The following is a 16,926-nucleotide window of genomic DNA, read 5'->3' as shown; positions in this document are numbered from 1 at the left end:
TCGGACTCGGGCCGACAGTCGAACGACGCAGTTCGGGAAGCTACGGGAGGGCCGAGTCGGAACGGAGTTCTGTCGATCGATCCCGGGTACGAAGTCCGGACTCCCGGTCGCCACCGGATGCTTGGTCGCTGACGACTCCACCGGAGCCGAAGTGACGAGTGCGTCGAACTCGACGGATTCCGACTTGGCTCCCGTCCGACGAACTCGCAGATCGACGCGCCGTGGCCGCGAACAGTCTTGACCTCGCGCTGCGGGAGAATCGGGCTGGAGGCTCCTCTTCCCGATGACCGACGGTGTGTCGGAACGCGCTCGGCACCGGTGGTCGACAGAGCAGCCGTTCACCTCGAGCGTCGTCGGATCGACCGGGGACTCGAAACTCGCTCGCTGTCGTGTATCCCGAGACCCCGTCGACCGTCGTTCGCCTTCGATGGAGGCCGCGAGGACTCTCGCCGGAACCTCGTCCCAGGACCGAGTCGACTGTTCTCGGACGGGTAAACCATATATCGGTATACCAAATTTCGAGGAGGGTTCCGATAAGCAAGATACGAAATTCGGCCGAAGCGAACGCTCTCGAGCCGGACAGTGATCGATACGAAAACGAGAGAGTCAGTTTGGGACCGCGAGTTCGGTCTCGGGGGTACCGCTCGCTAGTGCCGACCGCACCGCGGCGACGCTCTCAGTTACCTCCGAGCCGTTCTCGAGCAACACCGTCTCGCTGGGGAACAGCTGTTCGCCCAGCACGAGTCCGTGCTCGCGAGCGGTGGAGCCGGTGACCGTCAGGTAGACGCCCAGCCCCGCGTCGGCGATCGCGGCCTCCTCCTCGCGGCCCTCAGCGGGGTAGCGAAAGTCGACGCCATCGAGGGTCTTCGTCCCCAGGACGGCCTGTACCAGCCGTTCGTAGCGGGGTTCGATACAGAGCGGTCCCTCGTAGCTCTCGAGGAAGTCCCGGTCGATAGGCGCCTGCTGGGGCGCCGTCTCCGGCGTCCCCATCAGCGTGTGGTAGACGGTATCGCCCAGTCCCGTGACGACCCGAACGTCGGTGTCGACGGGATTGATCCGGGCGTTGACGTCGGCGATCCGGTTCAGCGGTTCGGGTCGGAGTTCGACGACCTCCTCGAGGACGAGGTCGGCGCTGTCGAATCCGAGCGCGAACTCGTGGGTCCGCAGCGCGCGGAACGGCTCCTCGCGGCCGACGAGCTGGATCTCGGTGCCGTTTCCGTCCTCGAGCGGGATCGTGACGCTGTCGAAGACGATCCGACGGGGTTTCCCGGCCCGGTCGTCCCGCAGGAGGGTGTACTCGGGTTCGGTCGGGTCGTCGACGGCGCTGTAGGTGGCGAGACGATGGTAAACGTCCGCCTCGGCGTCGAGGCGTCCCTTGGTGAGGGCCTTTTCGTGGCGGAGCGTCGAGGTGACGTCGTCCGCGAGGGCCGGCACGTCGAGGCGCGCGGCGATGCGATCGAGCACGCACTCGAGCGGGCGACCCTTTCGCGGAACGGCAATCGGAATCGTCTCGCCCATCGACCGGTTCTCGGCCGTCGAGCGGTAAACGCGTTGCGTTTCAGGTAGGTTTGCTAGAGATCCACGCGGTCACCGATCTCGACGAGTTCGAGCCGGTTCGGGTACTCGAAGCTCTTGGCGTGGTGATGGAGCACCTTCGGATCGGACGTGAGCCCGCGCCACATGTCCCAGTGGCTCGGCAATAGCGCCTCGAGCTCGAGGTCGGCGGCGGCCTCGACAATCTGGTTCTCGTCGTTGTACCACCGCGTCCGCTTCGGTTCGCCCGTCTCCTTGTCGGGGATTCGCCCGACGGTACCGAACGCAAGCGCACCGAGGTCGATGTCGTACTCGCTGCCGATCCGCTCGAACTCGTCGGACGGTTTCGTGTCCCCGCCGTGGAAGAAGGTCCCGGCCTCGTGTTCGACGACGTAGCTGACGGGGTGGGTCGCGTCCGGATCGTTCGCGTCCTCGACGTGGACCGTGAACTCGCCGATCTCGATCGTCTCACTCTCCTCGATCTCGACGAACTGGTCGTCCGCGACGTCGTACTCCTCGGTCCAGGACTCGTCCTCGCGGGCGACGGTCAGGCTGTCGTCGGGCGCGTAGAACGTCGCGCCCGTGTTCTCGAGGATCGGCGCCTGGCTCGGCCCGTGGACGTGGTCGGTGTGTTCGTGGGTCGCGAGGACGGCGTCGGCCTCATCGATATCGTCGGGATCGAACGGTACGGGGATCATCCGCACCGTTCGGGGTGGATCGCCCAGTCCGACGTACGGATCAATGAAGACCGTCGTCCCGTTGCTGCCCTTCAGCACGAACCCGTTGCAGCCCAGATACCAGACGGCGACACCCCCGGGGGAGGCGTCCTCGATGTCGCGAACGAGCCAGTCGTCCCAGTCGCTGGTTGGCATACTCGAGGATGTGCGAACCGGCTGGGTAAGTGTTGTGTCTCCCGGCTCGGCGCCGATCGACGGCTCGCTCGGATTTTGATTTAATTATCGCTCGTCGTTGTTTGTAGCTTTCGACTGCCAGGTGCATCTTGATGCGGCGTCACGTCGGTATACTCCCGTATGTCGAACGACTCGCTCCTCCCGACCGGACAGCGACGCGACGTCCTCCAGACCGTCGGCGGGCTCGCCGGGTTCGCGCTCATCGGCTCGACGTCGGCGGCCGGTGCCGGCGACGACGGCGACGTAGAGGGGTACGGCGCGACCGAGAACGGCCGGTACGCGCTTCCCGAACTCCCCTACGAGTACGACGCCCTCGAGCCCCACATCGACGAGCGGATCATGGAGCTCCACCACAGCGTCCACCACCAGGGGTACGTCGACGGCGCCAACGCCGCCCTCGATACGTTCGATGAGATGCGCTCGGAGAGCGATTACGAGGACGTTAAGGCCGCGAAGCGGGACTTCTCGTTCAACTTCTCGGGACACATCAATCACACCATCTTCTGGCAGAATATGAGTCCCGACGGGGGCGGCGAACCCGACGGCGAACTCGGGGCCGCGATCGACGAGCAGTTCGGCTCGTTCGAGGCGTTCCGCGAGGAGTTCACCGCCGCGGCCGAGAACGTCGAGAGCAACGGGTGGGCGATGCTGTTCTACGAACCGGTCGCCGACCTGCTGGTGATCGGTCAGGTCGAGTCCCAGAACGGACTCGCCCACCAGGGCGCGATCCCGATTCTTACCCTCGACGTCTGGGAGCACGCCTACTATCTCCAGTACGAGAACGAACGGGGGAGCTACGTCGAGGAGTGGTGGAACGTCGTCGACTGGGACGACGTCTGTAATCGCTACGAGTTCCTGACACAGACTCGAGCCGACGAGGTCGCCGACGCGACGGGCGACGAGTCGAAGGAGTGATCGGCGTCGGATTTCTCGACTGAACGGCACACGGCACACGGCGCTCGAGCCGGAGTTCGGTCGGGATCGTTTCCCTGAAGCCGGCTACCAGGTGCCGTGGAACGTGTCGAACGAGAGGTCCTCGAGCGGTTTGTTGCCGACGGCGATCTCGTACTCGCCGGGGGTGAGCATCGGCTTGTGGAACTGCGGACCGTCGTCGGTCGTGATCCGCGGACAGCCGGTGTTGACGAACGCGTCCATGTCGAAGTTGCGCAGCCGGTCCGGGGTCACCTCGTCCATCGTGATGAGGTAGGCGTCGTCGTTGTCCGCGAGGATCTCCTGGGCCTGGTCCCAGCGGCCCTGTCCGATCTTCGTACAGAAGATGACGCCCCACTTCTGGGCGTCCATCGCCTTGTGGACCGAGGCGTAGCGCTGTTTCAGGAACTTTTCGGTATCGGCGACCGTGACGACGTTGTTGACCGGGTCGGCGATGACGACGTGCTTGTCCGGGTGCTCCATTGCCAGCCCCAGCGGGTGGAACTTCCCGCCGCCGACGTACAGTACCTGGTCGGCGGGGACGTCGGCGCTGGCGTAGTTACAGCCAAGCACCTGTCCCTCGTGGGTGAGCCGTTCGTCGCCGCGGCGGCTCTGGACCTCGTAGCCCCGCTCCTCGAGGAACTCGGTCATCTCCTCGTAACGGTTCATGTGCTGGGCGGTCGTGACGAGACCGACACCCTCCGTCTCGTCGGGATCCTCGAGCGTGTCCAGCGCCTCCTCCATGATCGGCTGGACCTCGACGTTCGAGAACAGCGGCACGTAGATCACCTTGTCCGTGTTCTTCATCGGCGAGTGGCCGAAGTGGACGAACACGTCGGTGCGTTTCATCAGGTAGGTGTCGAGGTCGCAGGCACCGTAGCAGGGCTGGCCCGAGAGCATGAACGTCACGTCGTCGCCGGCCAACTCCCGAAGGTCGTCGGCCACCTTCGGCCCGCGGCGTTTCAGTCCCTCGGGGAACTGCAGGCCGACGGTTTCGGCGTCGCGTTCCTCGATCGCCTCGATAATCCGCTCGAGTTCGTAGTCCCACTCCCGGTCGTGCTTGAGGCTCATCCCCACGTTCCGCAGGTCTCCCTCGCTGTACTCCGACTCCTGGCTCATTGTCTCCGGTTACGGCCACGAACGTATAACGGCGGCGCTTCCCGGACGGCCACCTACCCCTCTGTTCCGAACACACTCTCTATTTTACATATAACTGAACCAAAAAGTCATGGTGTTGGAGTAAAAATCAGGGTGCTATGACAACGGAACAGTCCCCTGACGGCCACCTCCTCGAGCTCTACCGGCGGTACGTCGGCGAGCCCGAGGGGCACACCGACGTCTACGTCGGGTTCGGCCTCTTCTTCGGCGGCATCGGCATCGGAGCGACGGCCCTCCTGCTTTTCCTCTGGGGAAGCACCTACGAGGCCCGAACGCTCGAGAGCGCCTACTACGACCTGCTCCAGCCGGCGTACGCGCTGGGGCTGCTGTCGCTGCCGGCGACGATGCTCGGCGTGGTCGTCCTGTTGCCCTCGGATCGGCGAACCCTGTACGCCGCTGCCGGCGGCGCGACGATTACGGCCCTCGCCGTCGCCGGCTTCCTGTACGCGTACCCGCGCCACTGGTACTTCGTCGGCGACGTCGACTACACGGTGGAGGTCGTCACCGCGTACGCGGTCGGTCTCACCGGGCTCGTCGCCTCGACCGGCGCCGCGCTGGTCGGCCACTACCTCGAGCTGGCGCGTCGGGCGGAGTCGGCCGAAGCCGACGAGGGCGACGACGCCGACGAGGGACTCACGATGGCGGACATCCGCGAGGACATCGACGCGGCGATGGCCAGCGTCGACCTCTCCTGGGGTGGCGTCGAGAAGACCGACCACAAGCGCCTCGAGTTCGACGACGACGGGTTCGACGACGTCTCGATGGATCCGGGGGAGGGGACGACGACGACCCGCTCGTCGGGGGTCGACGACGCCGTCGCGGGTCTGAAGGGGCTCCAGGGCCGGGAAACGAAGACAACCGCCTCGAGTTCGACGGTCGACGACCAGACGGCGAAGCTGACCGAACTCCGGGAGCGAAAGCGGGAGGAGCGAAACCGGGCTGATGCCGGCTCGAACGACGTCCTCGGGGGAATAGTCGCTCGCGTCCGCGCGCTGCTCGATCGATCGTAGTCCGACTATTTCGCTTTCCGCTATAGTTCATAAATAAAGATATTCTTGCCATTAAACTTATAACATAACGGGTACGTTTGCCGGTATGGCCAAAGGCCTAGACGTCGGCACGATGAACATCCTGTCGGCACAGCAGGACGGAAACGACACGGTGTTCGTACAGCAACGCAACTCCTTCGTGGAGATCGGCTACTCGGATATGGCCGAGCAGATGCTCGCCCGCAGCGAGGTGTTGCACATCCGCAAGGACGACAAGGTGTACGTCGTCGGCGACGACGCGCTTAACTTCGCGAACATCTTCAACAAGGAGACGCGCCGCCCGATGAAACACGGGATCCTCTCGAACGACGAGCAGAGCGCGATCCCGATGATGAAACTCATCATCCAGCAGGTCGTCGGCGAACCCGACCGTCCCGACGAGAAGGTGTACTTCTCGACGCCCGCGGATCCGATCGACTCGGAGCTCTCGACGCTGTACCACCAGAAGACGATCGAGTCGTTCCTCGACGATATGGGGTACGACGCCGAACCCATCAACGAGGGGATGTCGGTCATCTACAGCGAGCTCGCGGACAACAACTTCACCGGGCTGGGGATCAGCTTCGGCGCCGGGATGACGAACGTCTGTCTGGCCTACTACGCGGTGCCGGTGATGAAGTTCTCCGTCGCCCGCGGGGGCGACTGGGTCGACGAGCAGGCCGCCCGCGCGACCGGGACGCCCGTCGACAAGGTCACCTCGATCAAGGAGGACGACTTCGAACTCGACTTCACGACCGACGTCGGCGGGGTCGAGGGCGCGCTGTCGATCTACTACGAGAACCTGCTCGACTACGTCATCGAGAACATCGTCAGCGAGGTCGACGAGGAGGACATCGAGGAGGGACTGGACATTCCCGTCGTCGTCACCGGCGGCACCTCGAGCCCGCGCGGCTTCGAGAAGCTGTTCCGCGACCACCTCCGTGAGGCGAGCCTTCCGTTCTCGATCAGCGGCGTCTCCCACGCCAGCGAACCGCTGTACAGCGTCGCCCGCGGCGGACTGGTCGCCGCCCGATCCGACGAGGACGTCGATCACGACGAGTCCGAGCCCGAACCGGAGGCGGAAGCGGAACCGGCACCGCCGAGCGAGTAAGGTGCCCCAGTGGGCTGTTCCCGCACTGAACGTTTTTTCGAGCCGGCCCGTTCGTGCTCCGGGCCGACTCGGTCACGCCGTTTTCGACCGGATAGCGTCCACTGTCCTCGTTCTGGCCCGTCGATCGCCGCCCCTGAGCCACGCCGTTCGACGTTGCGGTATTACCTCTGAGCATCAGAAATGTTTTTGTATGCAGGTCATGTATGCACTCGCAATGAGCACGACGTCCGGTCCCGAACTCGAGTCGCCGATCGATCGCTGTCGACCCGCAGACGTCACGCCCGTCACGATCGAGGCGACCGCACTGGAATCGACCGCGCCGGAGTACCTCCGGGATCTCAAGCGCGAACTGCATGACGAGGGGCTCTCGCCGACCGAACTCTCCCTCGATGCCTGCTTCGACGAGGACTGCTCGCTCGCCACCCAGAGCGAGGTCGACCGCATCCGGAGCTACGTCCGCGCCGGTGCGTTCCTCGGCGTCGACTCGGTGACGGTGTCGGCCGACGCCGTCGCGAACTCCGAGAAGGTCCGGCCCGCGCTCGCGGCCTGCGCCGAGCGCGCGGATCGTGAGGGCATCGCCCTCGAACTCGACGCACCCATTACCCTCGAGCGCTGACGCCGGCGTAATGTCCGGCCCCTCCCGGCGCACGCTCGCCCGTCGGCTCGAGTCGCTGACCGATTTCGCCGAGCCGTCGGCCTCCCTCGAGCAGTACCTGACGCCGCCGGAGATCGCCGCCCACCTCTGTCACCTCGCCGGCCTCCAGGGCGACCTCGAGCGCCGGGTGATCGATCTGGGCACCGGAACGGGGATGCTCGCGATCGGAGCCGCCCTGGCCGGCGCCGACCGCGTCGTCGGGATCGATGTCGACGCCGACGCCCTCGCGCTCGCCCGCGAGAACGCCGGTCGGGCCGACGTCGACGACCGAATCGAGTGGCTCTGCGGCGACGCGACGCGGGTCCCGCTGGTTCCCGCCGAGGCGACCGTCGTCTCGAACCCGCCCTTCGGCGCCCAGCGAGGGAACCGCCACGCGGATCGGGCTTTCCTCGAGACCGCCCGGGAGATCGGGGCCGTCTCGTACACGATCCACAACGAGGGGAGCCAGTCGTTCGTCGAGTCGTTCGTCGCCGACGCCGGCGGCGCCGTCACCCACGCGTTCCGCGCCGAGTTCCCGATCGAGCGGCGGTTCGATTTCCACACTGAGAGCGAGCGCACGCTCGAGGCCGAGGTCTTCCGGATCGAGTGGGATTAGGTGTACGTTTCCTCGACCGCGACCGGAACCTCGGTCCCGTTCGAAACCGCGTAGATCGTCCCGTCCTCGCGTTCGAACGCGAGCCCGTCCGCAGTTGCCGACTCGTTTTCGGCGGGAACCGGCACGGTCGCACTCCCGTCCTCGTCCGGTCCGGCCACCTCGAGCAGGAACTCGCCGTCCTCGGTCGCGACGGTCACGGTCCGGCCGTCGATCCGCGCGTCGGCGGTCGACCCGTTCGACTCGTGGGCGAGCTGGCGGTCCTCACCGCCGCCCTCGATCCAGACCTGGTAGACCGTCTCGTTGCCGACGGGCTCCCAGCCGGTTCGCTCGACGGTGACGGCCTCCCGCCAGCCCGGGCCGCCGACGTACACCGTCTCCTCGCCGCTGAACGCGAGTTGCTGGCTCGACACCGCGTCGAGCCAGATCTGGTGGCGGTCGTTCGAGACGATCACCCCGCTGGACTCGATCGAGACGGCCTCCTCGAGCGGGCCGACGGCGACGGGAGAGACGAGCTGATTCTGGGCGGCCTCCTCGTAGGTGACGGTGTAGCCCTCGATCTCGACGGCGGCGTCGGCGGTCGTCTCGCCGTCGATCAGGAGGAGGTTCGTGGGGACGGCGACGCCGGCCAGCGAGGCGGTGACGAGCAGGACGACCAGAAACGCCGCTCGCCTGTGGTGGCGCCGTCCGGTTTCCGTCCCGCCGCCGGCTATTGCGGCGACGCGCTCGAGCCGGGCCCCGGTTCGGTCCGCACTCGTCCGGGCGAGTTCGAGGGCGCGGTCAGCCGCCGTTCGGTCGGACGATTTCTCGGTTCGGCGGAGCCGACGCGGGATCAGCGGCGTCGCGGAGCCGGTGACCGCGACCGTGACGACGACGGCGAGGATCGCGACGACGACGACGCCCGGCCCCTGCAGCAGGACGAACGTGCTCTCGCCGCCGAACCAGTAGATCGCCCACAGCGACTTGCCGAACCCGAACAGCAGGACGGCCAGCCAGAGGTGCAGCGGGTTCGGACGGCGGCTCCGTCGCTCGAGCACCACCACGCCGAGGACGATCCCGATGAAGAAGCCGAGGCCGTGGCCCTGGATGGCGATCGTCGCCCACGACGGCGGTCCCGGCGGGCTCGCCTCGGCGACGTGGACGCTGATCGGACTCTGTAGCGCCCGCAACACCGTCAGCAGCGCCCCCTGCAGCCCGACCGTCCCGATCAGGGTCGCGATCGGGTAGTGGACGATCGCGAAGCCGGCGAACGCGAAGACGATCCCCGAGAAGCCGATCACGGGACCGAGCGCGAAGAGGCTGGTCGCCAGCCCGACGGCGACGACGACGAGGGGAAACACGACCAGCGCGCGCACTCGAGGGTCGGCCAGCCGCGAGTCCCGTTCGTCGTCTGGGTAGTGCCCCCAGGCGTACTCGGCGATCGGCGCGACGACCGCGGCCCCGGCCAGGTTCCCCAGCAGGTGGCTCGGACCGGCGTGGGAAAAGGACGCGGTGAGCATCCCCAGCGGGGCGAAGTACGACCACGCGCGGTAGGGGAGCGTGACGGGATCGGCGAAGTCGGTGATCCCGTCCTGGACGAACAGGTAGACGCCGCAGACGCCGACGAGGACGACGATCGATCCCCAGGGCACGCCCCACACGAGTCGAGCCCGTGCGGCCTCCCCCCAGGGCCGTTCCGGGCGGTACAGTCGCCTGACGACCGCCACCGAACCCAGCAGCGTCGCCAGCACGACGAGTCCGAAGCCGACCGCGATCGGATCCATACCCTGTGGTTCGACCGAGCCCGTATAGGAATTGTTGCCGCGGGGGTCGAAAAGGAAAGGTACAAGCGCCCGACGGCCCCACTGGCGGGTATGGAACTGCGGGTCACCGAGAGCAGCGAGAACGAACTCTCGATCGAGATCGCCGGCGAGGACCACACGTTCATGAACGTGCTGAAGGGGACGCTTCTCGAGCACGAGGACATCAGCGCGGCGACCTACGACGTCAACCCCGAGCAGTCGGGCGGCCAGACCGAGCCGATCCTGACGATCAAGACCGAGGGCGGCGTCGACCCCCTCGAGGCGCTCGAGGCGGGCGCGGCCGACGTCCGCGAGAAGACGACGGCGTTCCGCGACGCGTTCGAAGCCGCCGCGTAGATCGGTCGTCGGCTGCTCTCTTCGTCGTACTTTTCGTGAGCAGAACTACCTGCTCGAGTCAGCAGGCCGCGTAGACGACGTGGATCGTTCCGTCGGGGCCGACGTGGACGTCGAGCCCCTCGCTCGGCGGACCGGCCAGGACGTCGTCGCCGTCGCCGGTGCCAGCGAGCGCCGCCGCGACGTCGTCTGCCAGCGCCGCCTCGTCGTCGTAGTCGTCGATCGACGACTCCGACAGCGCGAACGGGACGAACAGGAACTCCGCCTCGCAGTCGACGCCGAACTCGTCGGGCTGGGCGGGATCGGGCTCGGCGTCGTCGTACTCGCTCGCGACGAACACCCGGTTCTGGTACTCCGCGAACGACGCGAGGGCGTCGTCGTACCCGGTCGAGCCGTCGGTTCGTTCGTCCTCGAGTCGCTCGTGGACCGCGAGTTCGGTCTCCTCGAGGTCGATTCCGGCGGCCTCGGTCCCCTCGCCCGGTGTGTCGGGCGGGGACGGCGATCCGATTCCCGGCAGCAGCGACGGCGAGAGGATCCCCGTCGCGAACAGCACGGCGACGAGGCCGATGATCGCGAACACCGGGAGGTAGGGTTTGGCGACCTCGAGCCAGCCGGGGACGTCGAGGTCCCGGTCGACGCCGTCGTAGCGCTGCTCGACCTTCCGGAGGTCGTGGCCGTTACAGCGCGAACACGGCGGGTTGTTTTTGACGTGGTCCCGACCGCAGTTCTGACAGCGCCAGACGTACGTCGTCCCGGTGTCGACGGTCTCCGTACGCGGTTCCGCCTCGCCCTCCCGGACGACCGCCTTCTCGAAGCTGTTGTGCCCGCACTCGCGACACGGGGGGTCGTTCTCGTCGTGTGGTTCCCCACACCAGGTACACCGCCACTTCACTGGTAGAAGGGCACGACCGCGACGAGATAAGCGTACTGGATCGCGGGGTCACCGTCGTCGATCGCGCCTCGAGATCGAAATCGGCTCGACGGTCTCGTGGGGGAGCCTCGACGGGGCTCCGTAGCTACTCGAGCCGAACCGGAACGCCGCGCTCGTCCAGGTACTCTTTGCACTCTCGAATCGAGTGCTCGTCGAAGTGGAAAATCGACGCCGCGAGTCCCGCGTCGGCGTTCGCCTCGGTGAACACCTCGTACAGATCTTCGGGACCGCCACAGCCCGAGGAGGCGATGACGGGCGTGTCGACGGTATCACAGACCGCCTTCGTCAGCGGGAGGTCGTAGCCGTCCTTGGTGCCGTCCTTGTCGATGGAGTTGACGAACAGCTCGCCCGCACCGCGCTGTTCGGCCTCCGCGGCCCACTCGAGGACGTCGATCCCGGTCCCCTCGCGGCCGCCCTTCTTGGTGCACTCGAACCAGCAGGACTCGCCGTCGACCTCGACGTAGTGCTCGCCGTCCTCGTCGAACCGACGGCGGGCGTCGACGCTGATGACGATACACTGACTGCCGAAGGCGCGGGCGCCCTCGGTGATGAGTTCCGGTCGCTCGAGGGCGCCGGTCGTGATCGAAACCTTGTCCGCTCCAGCGCGCAGCGTCTCCTTGATGTCGTCGGTCGTCCGGATGCCGCCGCCCACGGTCAGCGGGATGAAGACCTCGTCGGCGACGTCGCGAACGACGTCGAGCATGGTCTCTCGGCCCTCCGCCGACGCCGTAATGTCCAGAAAGACGAACTCGTCGGCGCCGGACTCGTTGTACGCCTTGGCCATCTCGACGGGGTCGCCAGTGTACTCGAGGTCCTCGAAGTGGACGCCGGTGTACACCGCCGGGTTGCCGTCCTCGTCGAGGTCGACGTCGATACACGGGATGACGCGTTTCGTCAGGGTCATTCGTTGCTCGAGGCTTCGTTCCCGGGGTAGTAAAGCCGTCTGGATCGGGCAGCCGTCGCTTCCCGTCGGCGCGTGTAGGTGTATGTGAACTACCCCACCCTACTCGCTCACCGCGTTCGCGGTTCGCTCCTTGAGGGTGGGGCTTCCTGTGTCAACGACGGCACTTGCAGGAACCACGTCTCTAGACGAGCGAGAGCGAGGCCCCGCAGCGGTCCCAGTCTCAGCAGGCGTTGATTCGGCCAGTTCCTGACCTACTCCCGATTCATCCTCAACCACTCCCAGTTCAAGCAATCCAAGGCGCTGTACCTCAAGAGCAGCGTTCTGGTCACGATCTGCCTCGAACCCGCACGACGGACAGGAATGCTCGCGCACCCACAACGGCTTCTCCGACTCGACACCACACTGCACACACCGCTTCGTCGTACCCTCTGGTGGAACGAGGACAACGTGACACCCGTTTTTCTCGCCGAATCGTTGGAACGTTTGCAGTGTCTCATACCACGACATCGACGCAATACTCCGACTACTACCGTTCTGCTGCATCATGCTACTGACGTTCAGGTCTTCGAGGAACACGGCGTCGTATCGTTGCGTGTACGCGTTGGCGAGAGCTTCTCGATACGCTTTGCGCTTGTTCGACAACCGCTCGTAGGCTCGCGCTAAACGTTGACGGGCCTGGTTCCAGTTGTTCGACTCGTGTTCCTTGCGAGAAACAGACTGGTGACGCTTCTCTATGCGGTCACGGTCATCTCTCTCGTCTACCGGCCGGAACGCTTGCCCATCGGAATCGTGAATAAATTTCGTAATGCCGAGATCGATGCCAACGGTATCCTCAACGTCGATGTCTTCCACAGCGGGTTTCTCTGGGTAGTCAGCATCGTATTCGACCATGATGCTGACCGTCCAGTCACCTGTTTTCTGCTTTTTCAGGATGACTTCTTTAATCGTCGCGTTGTCTGGGAGTGGTCGGTGGAAGTTCAAGTGGAACGTGCCGATTTTGGAGAATTCGACCGTAGCGTGGTCAGTCCGACCCGTGTTACTATCCACGTCGAAGCCAGACTGATTGTACGTGATGCTACGGTACTCTCGCGGTGCTTTCCACTTGAATTCACCTATGTCGAAACCACGTTCTTTCAACTTGCCGAGGATGGTCTCCGAGTGCTTGATACGGCGCACTGCCATTTGCAGGCACTTCGAGTACACGTCGCTCCATTCAGGCCACTCACGTTTCCAGTCGGGAAGCTTATTCTGCATCGTGGTGTAGGACGGCTTGTCGTAATCAGGAGCGGGTTTGTACTCTTGGGTGAGTGCGTGGTTGTACACTTCGCGGCAGGTTTGAATTGCCTGCCACGCACTCTCGGCAGTGGTGGTGTCCTCGGGCTCGGAAGCGTACTGGAACGCTTCTTCAACCACTACGAACCGATAGTCGAATTTTCAACTTGAACGTTTGTAAATCGAGTCTTGGCTGACGGCTGTATCCCCGTCCTACTGCGGTACTCGACCTTCGGTCTGCGTTGCTCCTTGAGGACGGGGACTTAGCCTGTAAGAGTTAAGAAGCCGAGCCGAGAAGGTGCGGGTATGGCAGACGACAGCGAGACAGATCCGGCGGTCGACCACGACTCGGGAGCCGACGTCGGCCACGACCTCGAGGCCGAACGAACTACTGCACCGATGGGTGACTACACCGCACGCGACGTCGGCGTCGGCTTCGTCGTCCTGCTGGTCGGACTCCTGGTTACGTTCGGGATTCCCCTGTTTGCGCTCTAGAAGACGTACTCGTCGTCGTGGCCCATCATGCCGTCGTCCTCGAGGCCACCGCCCATTCCCTCGTCCTCGTCTTCCATCGGACCGCTCGTCTTGTACGCCTTGATACCCGTCGACAGGAGGTCCTCGATCGCTTCCTCTCGGTTGACGAACTCTCCCCGCTCGACCATCTGTGCGATCTGCATCTCGAGATGTTCGGGGATGGTGATCTCTACTTTCGGCATCTGATTCGGCTTTCGGCGAGGGGGTATTTAGCTCTGGCGGGGAATCTATCCCGACGTGAAAGAAAAGATCTCTCGGGTGTAACTATTGTTTGCGGTCCCGTGACGCCGAGAAGGGGTTCGCGGCGCCGGCTATCGGTTCCGGCGACGAACAACCCGCAGTGGTGGGGCTACTTGTTCCCCATCATCGAGTCGATGGCGTTCTTGAGCGTCGTTCCGGGTCGGGTGATCGCGTCCATCTGCTGGCGCATCTTTCGCTGGTTGAAGTAGCTCGCGAACGCGAGGATGGTGGGCGGCCAGAGGCCGACGAAGATCCCTCGCTCGCGGTCGCCGCGCATGAAGAAGTAGTACCACGAGAGCCCGACCGAGGCGACGGCCGCCATGAAGGCGGGCCCCATCGCCTGTTGGCCGACCTCTTCGGCTGCGCGTCCGGAGACGTCCCGTTCCGTTAGCTGTTGTTTGCCTTCCATACACTGCTCCGGTCGACGAGGCCGTACTAAGGGGTGGCGAGGGTTTCGAGACGTACCGCCGGATTAGCGGACCGTTTCGATCGTTTCGAACCGTTTCGCCTCGCCCGCCGTCCGGCGAACGGCCGGTTTCTCTCGAGAAACCGATCGAGTCCTCGCTGGCGTCGTCCGACCGATCCGGTGATGCCCCGCCGACCAACACGTCAAACCTACGTGACCGGAACTCGAGGATCGAACATGGACGACGTAACCGACGTCACGGACCTCTACCAGGAGTTCGGTGAGGAGCGCCTCCCCCCGGGCCAGCGCGAGACGACGGCGTTCCCGGTGCTCTCGAAGAGCGGGACGCCGAAGTTCGACCCCGACACCTGGGAGTTCACCGTCACGGGGGCCGTCGAGGAGGAACTCGCCCTCTCCTGGGAGGAGTTTCGCGACCTTCCCGCGGTCACCCAGCGCCAGGACTTCCACTGCGTCACCGGCTGGAGCAAGTTCGACTGTGCGTTCACGGGCGTTTCGTTTCTCGAACTCGCCGAGCGGGCCGGCGTACGCGACGACGCCGTCCACGTCATGTTCTCGGCGCTCGACGACTACACGACGGACCTCCCGCTCGAGGACTGCATGCGCGAGGAGGTCCTGTTCGCGTGGGGGTACGACGGCGAGGCGCTCCCGGCCGACCACGGCGGACCGCTCCGGGTCGTCACGCCGCACAGGTACGCCTACAAGGGCGCCAAGTGGGTCGACGGGATCGAGTTCCTCACCGAGCCCGAGCCGGGCTACTGGGAGCGACGGGGCTACTCGGAGACGGCGAATCCCTGGAACGAGGAGCGGTACAGCTAACTCTCGAATAGTTAGGCTGAAGGCGGGCCAGTCCTGACGTTCCGTCGATGGACCGAACGTTGGGCGGGCGGCAACCACTCGGCGACTCCCGGCCCGCGAGCGAGGACGGCGCGACCGGACTGGCGAGTCGGAGCCGCGAACTTGAGGACGTCTCCTTCGGTGCGATCAGCGAGGCCGACGACGCCTGCCGCATCCAGTGGGCGACCCCCGAAGGGCTCGAGGTCGTCGGACGCGGCGTCGCGGCCCGGCTCACGGCCCGCGGTCCCGCGCGATTCGACGCGATCCGCGAGCGGGCTGTATCGGTCTTCGAGGAGTTAGACCACACCGGTCCGGACGCCGCTCGTCCGCGCGCGTTCGGCGGCTTTTCGTTTCACGACGGCCACGAGTCCACCGGCCCCTGGACGGGGTTCGAGGCCGCCTCGTTCGTCGTCCCCGAACTCCTGGTGAGCCGGAGCGACGAGGGGACGTGGCTCACCGCGATCGGCGACGACGCCGACAGCGCAATCCGTCGCCTCGAGGAGTGGCACGACCGCCTGCTCGAGCTGCCGGCGATGCGGCCGAGCGGCTCGGGGCCCGGCGTCGCCTCGACCCGCCGAACGACGTCCCTCGAGAGCTGGCGACGGCAGGTCGAGCGGGCCTTAGAGCGGATCGCGGCCGGCGGCCTCACGAAGGTCGTCCTCGCGCAGGCGCTGTCGGTCGACCTCGAGGGACCGATCGACGTCCCGGCGACGGTCGAACGACTGCGCCGGCAGTATCCGAACTGCTATCGGTTCCTGATCGGCGACGCGACCAGCGGCACGTTCTTCGGCGCCCCGCCGGAACGGCTGGTCTCGAAACGCGGCGATCGGGTCGAGACCGAGGCGCTGGCCGGCTCGGTTCCCCGCGGGGACACCCCCGAGGGGGACGAGGAGTACGCCGAACGGATGCTCGACAGCGAGAAGTTCCGGCGCGAGCACGGGCTCGTCGTCGAGTCGATCCGCGACCAGCTCGCTCCCCTCGCGAGCGACCTCACGATCGACGACCGGACGATCCGCCGGCTGGCGACGATCCAGCACCTCCGGACGCCAATCGAGGCGACCCTCGAGGCCGACCGGCACGTCCTCGAACTCGTCGAGGCCCTCCATCCGACGCCGGCCGTCGGTGGCGTCCCCCCCGAAACGGCCCTCGAGACGATCCGGGAGACCGAGTCCTTCGACCGGGGCTGGTACGCGGCGCCGATCGGCTGGTTCGACGCCGTCGGCGACGGCGAGTTCGCGGTCGGCATCCGCTCGGGGCTGGCGACCGACGGGACGGTACGGCTGTTCGCCGGCAACGGGATCGTCGCTGACAGCGACCCCGAGGAGGAGTGGGAGGAGGTACAGCTGAAGTTCCGGCCGATCCTCGACGAACTCAGATGAGCGCGCCCAACCGCGCGACGCTGTGGGGTCGCACGCTCGTCGACGAACTCGAGAAGGGCGGGCTCGAGGCGGTCTGTCTCTCGCCGGGGAGCCGATCGACGCCCCTCACGGTCGCGTTCGCCGAGAGCGATATCGAGATCTTCTCGCATCTCGACGAGCGCTCGGCCGCCTACTTCGCGCTCGGCCGGGCCAGACGAACCGGCGAGCCGACGGCCCTGGTCTGTACGTCCGGCACCGCGGCCGCGAACTTTCACCCCGCCGTCATCGAGGCGAACCAGGCTCGAGTCCCGCTGCTCGTCCTGACCGCGGACCGCCCTCACGAGCTGCGCGACAGCGGCGCGAACCAGACGAT

The 16,926-nt window shown here is 65.8% G+C and carries 19 protein-coding genes and 1 pseudogene; 11 read left to right on the top strand and 9 right to left on the bottom strand.

The window, feature by feature from the left end; all coding sequences use genetic code 11:
* Positions 1-606 precede the first annotated feature (606 nt).
* A complete protein-coding gene (locus ACNA7R_RS10290) occupies positions 607-1,518 on the bottom strand; it encodes a hypothetical protein (protein ID WP_416283475.1) in 912 nt (303 codons plus the stop codon).
* Positions 1,519-1,571: 53 nt separating this feature from the next.
* Positions 1,572-2,405, bottom strand: coding sequence for an MBL fold metallo-hydrolase (locus ACNA7R_RS10285; RefSeq protein WP_416283474.1), 834 nt, complete (start codon positions 2,403-2,405; stop codon positions 1,572-1,574).
* A gap of 159 nt (positions 2,406-2,564) precedes the next feature.
* On the opposite strand from ACNA7R_RS10285, the gene ACNA7R_RS10280 reads away from it, so the two are divergent.
* Entirely contained in the window at positions 2,565-3,359 is a 795-nt protein-coding gene (locus ACNA7R_RS10280) for a superoxide dismutase (protein ID WP_416283473.1), read from the top strand.
* Positions 3,360-3,443: 84 nt separating this feature from the next.
* Here ACNA7R_RS10280 and dph2 read toward each other — a convergent pair whose 3' ends face one another.
* Positions 3,444-4,493, bottom strand: a complete 1,050-nt coding sequence (gene dph2, locus ACNA7R_RS10275) for a diphthamide biosynthesis enzyme Dph2 (protein ID WP_416283472.1) — start codon at positions 4,491-4,493, stop codon at positions 3,444-3,446.
* A gap of 137 nt (positions 4,494-4,630) precedes the next feature.
* Here dph2 and ACNA7R_RS10270 point away from each other — a divergent pair, with 137 nt between their 5' ends.
* The 4 genes from ACNA7R_RS10270 (at position 4,631) to ACNA7R_RS10255 (ending at position 7,921) form a co-directional block, all read left to right on the top strand.
* Positions 4,631-5,542, top strand: coding sequence for a permease (locus ACNA7R_RS10270; RefSeq protein ID WP_416283471.1), 912 nt, complete (start codon positions 4,631-4,633; stop codon positions 5,540-5,542).
* A gap of 85 nt (positions 5,543-5,627) precedes the next feature.
* On the top strand, positions 5,628-6,671 hold the full coding sequence (locus ACNA7R_RS10265; protein WP_416283470.1) for a hypothetical protein: 1,044 nt from the start codon (positions 5,628-5,630) through the stop codon (positions 6,669-6,671).
* A gap of 214 nt (positions 6,672-6,885) precedes the next feature.
* Positions 6,886-7,287 (top strand): hypothetical protein, encoded by a 402-nt coding sequence (locus ACNA7R_RS10260; RefSeq protein WP_416283469.1) that lies wholly within the window; start codon positions 6,886-6,888, stop codon positions 7,285-7,287.
* Between the two features lie 10 nt (positions 7,288-7,297).
* On the top strand, positions 7,298-7,921 hold the full coding sequence (locus ACNA7R_RS10255; RefSeq protein WP_416283468.1) for an METTL5 family protein: 624 nt from the start codon (positions 7,298-7,300) through the stop codon (positions 7,919-7,921).
* Here the strand turns inward: ACNA7R_RS10255 and ACNA7R_RS10250 are convergent.
* Positions 7,918-9,681, bottom strand: coding sequence for a rhomboid family intramembrane serine protease (locus ACNA7R_RS10250; RefSeq protein ID WP_416283467.1), 1,764 nt, complete (start codon positions 9,679-9,681; stop codon positions 7,918-7,920). The two genes, ACNA7R_RS10255 and ACNA7R_RS10250, sit on opposite strands and share 4 nt — an antisense overlap.
* A gap of 90 nt (positions 9,682-9,771) precedes the next feature.
* On the opposite strand from ACNA7R_RS10250, the gene ACNA7R_RS10245 reads away from it, so the two are divergent.
* On the top strand, positions 9,772-10,056 hold the full coding sequence (locus tag ACNA7R_RS10245; protein ID WP_416283466.1) for a DNA-directed RNA polymerase subunit L: 285 nt from the start codon (positions 9,772-9,774) through the stop codon (positions 10,054-10,056).
* A gap of 58 nt (positions 10,057-10,114) precedes the next feature.
* Here ACNA7R_RS10245 and ACNA7R_RS10240 read toward each other — a convergent pair whose 3' ends face one another.
* The 3 genes and pseudogenes from ACNA7R_RS10240 to ACNA7R_RS10230 all read right to left on the bottom strand — a co-directional run.
* On the bottom strand, positions 10,115-10,945 hold the full coding sequence (locus tag ACNA7R_RS10240; RefSeq protein ID WP_416283465.1) for a hypothetical protein: 831 nt from the start codon (positions 10,943-10,945) through the stop codon (positions 10,115-10,117).
* 124 nt (positions 10,946-11,069) lie between these two features.
* Entirely contained in the window at positions 11,070-11,888 is an 819-nt protein-coding gene (gene hisF, locus ACNA7R_RS10235) for an imidazole glycerol phosphate synthase subunit HisF (RefSeq protein WP_416283464.1), read from the bottom strand.
* Between the two features lie 99 nt (positions 11,889-11,987).
* Positions 11,988-13,247, bottom strand: a pseudogene (locus ACNA7R_RS10230) (RNA-guided endonuclease InsQ/TnpB family protein); the annotation flags it as partial.
* 4 nt (positions 13,248-13,251) lie between these two features.
* Here ACNA7R_RS10230 and ACNA7R_RS10225 point away from each other — a divergent pair.
* Positions 13,252-13,314 (top strand): hypothetical protein, encoded by a 63-nt coding sequence (locus ACNA7R_RS10225; protein WP_416283492.1) that lies wholly within the window; start codon positions 13,252-13,254, stop codon positions 13,312-13,314.
* A gap of 152 nt (positions 13,315-13,466) precedes the next feature.
* Complete coding sequence (locus ACNA7R_RS10220) at positions 13,467-13,655, top strand: hypothetical protein (protein WP_416283463.1); 189 nt, start codon at positions 13,467-13,469, stop codon at positions 13,653-13,655.
* On the opposite strand, the gene ACNA7R_RS10215 is transcribed toward ACNA7R_RS10220, so the two are convergent.
* Both ACNA7R_RS10215 and ACNA7R_RS10210 read right to left on the bottom strand, forming a co-directional pair.
* Positions 13,652-13,876, bottom strand: coding sequence for a ribbon-helix-helix domain-containing protein (locus tag ACNA7R_RS10215; RefSeq protein WP_008425700.1), 225 nt, complete (start codon positions 13,874-13,876; stop codon positions 13,652-13,654). The genes ACNA7R_RS10220 and ACNA7R_RS10215 overlap by 4 nt on opposite strands.
* A 167-nt stretch (positions 13,877-14,043) precedes the next feature.
* Positions 14,044-14,343 (bottom strand): hypothetical protein, encoded by a 300-nt coding sequence (locus ACNA7R_RS10210; RefSeq protein ID WP_416283462.1) that lies wholly within the window; start codon positions 14,341-14,343, stop codon positions 14,044-14,046.
* Positions 14,344-14,577: 234 nt separating this feature from the next.
* Between ACNA7R_RS10210 and ACNA7R_RS10205 the strand changes: the two genes are divergently transcribed.
* The 3 genes from ACNA7R_RS10205 to ACNA7R_RS10195 form a co-directional block, all read left to right on the top strand.
* Positions 14,578-15,177, top strand: coding sequence for a sulfite oxidase-like oxidoreductase (locus ACNA7R_RS10205; RefSeq protein WP_416283461.1), 600 nt, complete (start codon positions 14,578-14,580; stop codon positions 15,175-15,177).
* 47 nt (positions 15,178-15,224) lie between these two features.
* A complete protein-coding gene (locus ACNA7R_RS10200) occupies positions 15,225-16,574 on the top strand; it encodes an isochorismate synthase (protein ID WP_416283460.1) in 1,350 nt (449 codons plus the stop codon).
* On the top strand, positions 16,571-16,926 hold a 356-nt coding region (locus ACNA7R_RS10195; RefSeq protein ID WP_416283459.1), incomplete at its 3' end, for a thiamine pyrophosphate-binding protein. The genes ACNA7R_RS10200 and ACNA7R_RS10195, both read left to right, overlap by 4 nt.

The sequence above is a fragment of the Natronococcus sp. genome (assembly GCF_047921035.1).
Taxonomy (GTDB): domain Archaea; phylum Halobacteriota; class Halobacteria; order Halobacteriales; family Natrialbaceae; genus Natronococcus.
This window is presented reverse-complemented; position numbering and strand designations above follow the sequence as displayed.